This is a genomic window from Pseudomonas sp. SGAir0191, from assembly GCF_002812565.2.
Taxonomy (GTDB): domain Bacteria; phylum Pseudomonadota; class Gammaproteobacteria; order Pseudomonadales; family Pseudomonadaceae; genus Aquipseudomonas; species Aquipseudomonas parafulva_B.
Window position 1 is genome coordinate 3,273,904 of record NZ_CP025035.2, and the last position, 5,468, is coordinate 3,279,371.

The 5,468-nt window shown below is 60.6% G+C and carries 4 protein-coding genes; 1 reads left to right on the plus strand and 3 read right to left on the minus strand.

Annotated elements, in window-relative coordinates; translation table 11 throughout:
- Positions 1-61 precede the first annotated feature (61 nt).
- Complete coding sequence (locus tag CWR53_RS14690; protein ID WP_181405433.1) at positions 62-2,512, plus strand: TonB-dependent receptor; 2,451 nt, start codon at positions 62-64, stop codon at positions 2,510-2,512.
- Positions 2,513-3,004: 492 nt separating this feature from the next.
- Here the strand turns inward: CWR53_RS14690 and CWR53_RS14695 are convergent, their stop codons facing one another.
- The 3 genes from CWR53_RS14695 to CWR53_RS14705 all read right to left on the minus strand — a co-directional run bounded on the left by CWR53_RS14695 (position 3,005) and on the right by CWR53_RS14705 (position 5,432).
- Positions 3,005-3,268: a DUF3077 domain-containing protein gene (locus CWR53_RS14695; RefSeq protein WP_100851935.1), complete on the minus strand. Its 264-nt coding sequence runs from the start codon at positions 3,266-3,268 to the stop codon at positions 3,005-3,007.
- 87 nt (positions 3,269-3,355) lie between these two features.
- Positions 3,356-3,598 carry a hypothetical protein gene (locus tag CWR53_RS14700; RefSeq protein WP_058602641.1) on the minus strand — a complete coding sequence of 81 codons (243 nt, stop codon included), beginning with the start codon at positions 3,596-3,598 and terminating at the stop codon, positions 3,356-3,358.
- Between the two features lie 871 nt (positions 3,599-4,469).
- On the minus strand, positions 4,470-5,432 hold the full coding sequence (locus CWR53_RS14705) for an alpha/beta hydrolase (protein ID WP_100851936.1): 963 nt from the start codon (positions 5,430-5,432) through the stop codon (positions 4,470-4,472).
- Positions 5,433-5,468 lie beyond the last annotated feature (36 nt).

Here is a 5,468-nt window from a genome sequence, read left to right on the forward strand (position 1 = left end):
GCGTCTCACTGAGCAACTAATACAAATCATTATCATTTCAAACTCCATCAGAGAGGATGTAATGCCAGCCCTTAGCACGCTCAACCCGCTCACCCAGGCCTTCAGGCTTCACCGAGCCTTCCAGACGACGCTGCTCGGCTCAAGCCTGAGCATGGCGCTGTGCCTGCCGTTGTCGGCCCAGGTGATGGCCCAGGAAGTGGATGTGGACATTGCCGCCATGCCGCTCTCCGCTTCGTTGCAGGCGTTCGGCCGGCAGGCCGACCAGCAGGTGTTGTTCAGCCCGGATGATGTGCAAGGGCTCAAAGGTCGAGCCGTCAAAGGCCACCTCACCGCGCAGCAGGCCCTGGCCACCTTGCTGGCAGGCACGGGGCTTGCGTACGACATCCAGGGCAACAGTGTGACCATTCACCGTCGTGGCAACGACACCAGCTCGCTGCAGCTGGACGCCACCACCGTGCAAAGCAACCTGGACGGTTCGAGCGAAGCCAGCCGTTCGTACACCGTCAACAGCAGCAGTGCGTCCACCAAGCTGCCCATGTCCCTGCGCGAAACGCCTCAGTCGGTCAGCGTGATGACCCGTCAACGCCTGCAGGACCAACAGCTGACCACCCTGAGCGACGTGCTCAAGCAGGCGCCGGGCCTGTCGGTGCAGAACATCGACAGTGAGCGGGTGAATATCTATTCGCGCGGCTATTCGATCGACAGCTACCAGTTCGATGGCATCCCCACCACCCTGATCGTGCAGACCAGTGCCAGCCCGCAGAGCCTGATCGACACTTCGATCTACGACCGCGTCGAAATCGTGCGCGGCGCCACTGGCCTGATGACAGGCGCCGGTGACCCATCGGGCAGCATCAACCTGGTCCGCAAGCGCCCGACCTCCACCTTCCAGGGCTCGATCACCGCCGGGGCGGGTTCCTGGGACACTTACCGCACCGAGGTGGACGTGTCTGGCCCCCTGACCGACGATGCCCGCCTGCGCGGTCGCACGGTCGTGGCGTACAAGCAGGGCAACAGCTACATCGACCACTACCAGCAGGAAAAACAGACCTACTACGGCATCCTCGAAGCCGACCTCACCGACAGCACCCTGTTGAGCGTGGGCGTGGACTACCAGAAGAACAACCCGCGTGGCGTATCGTTCGCCAGCTTCCCGCTGTTCTACAGCAATGGCGAGCAGACCGACTTCTCCCGTTCGATCAACGCAGGTTCGCGCTGGAGCTATCGCAAGCAGAACACGCTCACCACCTTCGCCAACCTTGAGCAAAGCCTGGTCAACGACTGGAAGCTCAAGGTGGCGGTCAACAACATGTACAGCTCGCGTGACTATTCCCTGGCCTCGCTCAGCGGCGACTTCCCCGATAAGCAAACCGGCGAAGGTGCCTACCTGTACGGCGGCGACGGCTCAGGCTCGCAGCGCCAACTGGGTATAGACGCCCTGGTCCAGGGCCCCTTCCAGCTATTGGGCCGCGAGCATGAGCTGGTGATCGGCCTGAGCGGTTCGGAATTCCACGACTACAGCGACCCGGCTGACGACGACCTGGAAGGCCGCCCGGCCAATATCTACACCTGGGACAACGACACCGAGCGCCCCCTTTCAGTGGGCAAGCTGATGAACGACGACACCACCGTGCGCCAGAACGCCGCGTACATGGTGGCGCGCTTCAAACCCACCGATGACCTGTCGCTGATCCTGGGCGCACGGGTGGGCGATTACAGCTACAAGAAAAAAACCGTGGCCAACCCGTCCTACCCCGGCCTGAACAGCCGCGCCTCGACCCGCGAAAGCGGTTTCGTCACCCCCTATGCAGGGGTGGTGTACGACCTCACCGACATCCACTCGCTTTACGCAAGCTACACCAAGATCTACAAGCCGCAGTCGATCCGCGATCAAGCAGGCAAGACCCTGGAATCGCGCGAAGGTGACAACTACGAGATTGGCCTGAAGAGTGAGTTTCTGGAGGGGCGGGTCAACACCGCCGTCGCCCTTTATGAAATCAAGCAGGACAACCTGGGCGTGGCCACCGGCGAGACTGTCGAAGGTACCGTTCGTGAGTCGGCGTACCGCGCGGTGTCCGGCGCCAAGACCCGCGGCATCGACATGGAAATCTACGGCGAAGTCATGCCCGACTGGAACGTCAGCGCCAGCTACAGCCACAGCCTGACCAAGGACTCGGACCGCGAGCGCATCATGACCGAGGCGCCGGCCAACCTGGTCAAGCTCTGGACCACCTACCGCCTGCCCGGCGAGCTCAACCAGCTGACCGTGGGTGGCGGCATGAACTGGCAGAGCGGCTTGAGCCTGACCACCAGCCAGGGCAAGGCGACCCAGCAGCAGTACGCCGTGTTCGACCTGATGGCGCGCTACGACATCACCAAGGAGCTGAGCGCCACCGTCAACGTGAACAATGTGTTCGACAAGAAGTACTTCAGCGCCTTGGACCCCACGTTCTTCACCGGTTATTACGGTGAGCCGCGCAACGTGATGTTCACGACCCGGTATAGCTTCTAAACCCCCTACCTGGAACGCCAAGCCGGCTCGGCGGTTGAGCCGGCTTGACTGCGATGTGCTACAAGGCGGCTGCGCTCGAACGCTACCCATCCTGTAGCCATCTGCAACGCCTACCTAGGCTCCGTGTGAAAAGTCTTGAAACGAAGGTCAGGCAAGGCGAAAACAGCCGAGCAACGGTCGGAGTCGCGCTCGACTTTACGGGTTGTAAATGAGCATTCCGACCGGGCTGGCGATCCAGGCTGTTTTCAACGCAGCATCACCGAGTGTCAGGCTTCTCACACAGAGCCTAGGCCCATCAGGATGATCATTAGCCCTCCCTGCCGGGTGCGGGTCATACGCTGCCTTGGGATGTAGCACCCACTGAGCTTGGGTGCGGAAATTTCCCAGACAGCGCGATTGGGTGCAGCGGTTAAAGCCTGTGCTAGGGTTCAAGAGCAGATCGTTTCGATGAGTGACGAATCTACAAAACTTACTGCCGCATGAACACGCCGCTCAGCTCGCCATGCCAGCCTCAGCATCGTCCATCAGCGCTTTGGCCAGCGCACCCAGATAGTAGGCAGCCCATACCAGCTTCGGGTCTTCGTCCATCAAGCCACTGATTGTCAGCTCCTGCACGTAACCCATCAGTTCAGAGGCTTGTGCGCGGGCGTGCTCGCGCGGTATGCCGGGTTCGATGCAGAAGAGTGGCTCGGTTTGCTGTTTGCCTTGATAGAACTTGGTTTTGCCGACGGTGACGCCAGTGTGATTTGCGGTCATTGATTGATCTCCCTGATTGTTTGCCGCCAGTGCTGCAATGCGGGCGACCCTGCTTGGCATCGCCTGCCAGACGCAGCCCCTGTGGCTTCAATGCACTGCTCGAGGTTCTTTCGGCCTCTGGACGTGCAGAAGCGCTGACTCCAGCAATGCCCGCAGCGCCTCGAGTTCGTGCAGAGACGTCATGATCAGAACCGATGTCGGCGATTTGGGCTGTAGCAGCAAGGCCTGATGGGCGACGGTTGCGGCGCATAGCGCGTGGTCCGAGGCTTGGATCAGGGTGTCTTCAAGGGAGTGGATGTGGTGCGGTGGGTCGGGGACGATCTTAAGCATCGCATAGTACCTTCCAATCGGGCCCCTCCCGACTGCTGTCAAACAGAGGGAGGCAGCTGTACGTAGGTTGACAGACCGGCGGACTATGCAAGTTCCGGCGCACGCAAGCGTGCCCCACGTACAGCCGCCATGAAGCGAGCTGCGTGCATAATACCGTTACGGCCTGTCAAAGCCATGTCGCTGATGAGCAACGACGCTCCGAGAGTAGAAGCGTAGAAACGAGGTCGCAATGGTAAATGCGGGGTCAGAGTATCTTTGGGAAATGGACTACAAGAAAGGGGCAGATTCTGATCTTTTTACTTGCTGAGCCCAAGCCTGGGCGCTGAAAAGCAGATTCAATCGTTTACCGAGAAAGCCGGTGGCGCTCCGATAATTGAAGCGGTTGAAATCACTCGTAAGCGTTTCTTGCTACGGCTAGCCCAGGTGTCAGGCTCTGTGTGAAAAGTCTTGAGGCGAAGGTCAGGCAAGGCGAAAACAGCCGAGGAACGGTCGGAGTCGCGCTCAACTTTACGCGTTGTAAATGAGCATTCCGACCGGGCTGGCGATCCAGGCTGTTTTCAACGCAGCATCACCGAGTATCAAGGCTTTTCTCACAGAGCCTAGTAAACGATCAGAAAAAGCACACACCTACTGTCCAAGTTGGTCGCAATAGATAGGGCTGGATGTGTGTGCGCTCTATTCTGCTAACGGCACGCCAGGGCTATTACGCTCATCGCCTGCCCGCCGCTGTTACACATGAGCTGCGCCGCCTGAAACGTGTCCGTCATCCAAATGCAAAGTCAGCTGAGAAATCGTCAGGTACCAGCGCCGTGGTAACGGCAGATCAGTCTGCTGTTGATGGCCAAATCGACGAAAAAACACAACGCCCACCTCACCCCCCAACCGCGTTCAGCCACCCCCCCACATCCCGATAAATCCCCCCCACCTGCCCCACCAACCCCGACATCCGCAAAAAGTCATGGCTAAGCCCCTCTGCCCGTACAAACGTCACCGGCGTCCCGCTCGCCTGCAACCAGTCGCGATAGGCCAGGCCTTCGTCATGCAACGGGTCATATTCCGCCACCCAAAGATAAGCCGGCGCCAGAGGCGTGTCCACTTGGGCCAGCAGCGGTGAAGCGCGCCAGTCCAGGCGTTGTTCGGGCAGCGGTGCGTAGTGCTGGTAGAACCACTCCAGCGTCTTGGTCTCCAGCAAATAGCCTTCGGCATGCTGGCGGTGGGATTCGCGCAGGCACGACAAGTCGGTGACCGGGTAGAACAGCAACTGCGCCAGCGGCTTGATCGCCAACGTTTCAGGGGCCTTGACCGCGGTGATGGCCAGGACGGTCGCAAGGCTTGCGCCGACGCTGTCGCCGGCAAACACCACCCGGCGATTGTCCAGCCCAAGCGCAAGGGCATGCTCGGCCAGCCAGTTGGCGGCATCGAGCGCATCGTTCACAGGAACGGGGAAACGGTGCTCCGGCGCCAGTCGGTAATCCGGGGCGAGCACCGCGAAGTCGCCCATGCTCGCCAGGCGCCGGCACACCGAATCGTGTGAATCGAGGCTGCCGACCACATAGCCGCCGCCGTGCAGGTAGAGGATCACCGGTTGCGGTGCAGCTGCAGGCTGCCCGTTACGGTAGAGCCGTGCGGGCAGCTGGGCGCCGTCGCGGGTGGGGATGCTCAATTGGCTGACACTCAGGTCACCGGGCGGGCTGGGGTCGAGCACTTGCGAGCTGGCGGCGAATTCGGCGCGGGCCTGGGCCACCTCCATCGCGTGCATGGGCTGGCTCTTGCCGGTCAGCCTGCCGAATTCGACCAGTTCCAGAAACGCTGCCAGGTCAGGGTGCAATGCCATGTTCAATCCTTACTTGAAAGTCAGTGACAGGGCGCG

What these genes read in the sequence shown, in the direction of transcription:
- CWR53_RS14695 (WP_100851935.1), bottom strand. Translation starts at nt 3,268, where the DNA reads ATGACCGCAAATCACACTGGCGTCACCGTCGGCAAAACCAAGTTCTAT.
- CWR53_RS14705 (WP_100851936.1), bottom strand. Translation starts at nt 5,432, where the DNA reads ATGGCATTGCACCCTGACCTGGCAGCGTTTCTGGAACTGGTCGAATTC.
- CWR53_RS14700 (WP_058602641.1), bottom strand. Translation starts at nt 3,598, where the DNA reads ATGCTTAAGATCGTCCCCGACCCACCGCACCACATCCACTCCCTTGAA.
- CWR53_RS14690 (WP_181405433.1), top strand. Translation starts at nt 62, where the DNA reads ATGCCAGCCCTTAGCACGCTCAACCCGCTCACCCAGGCCTTCAGGCTT.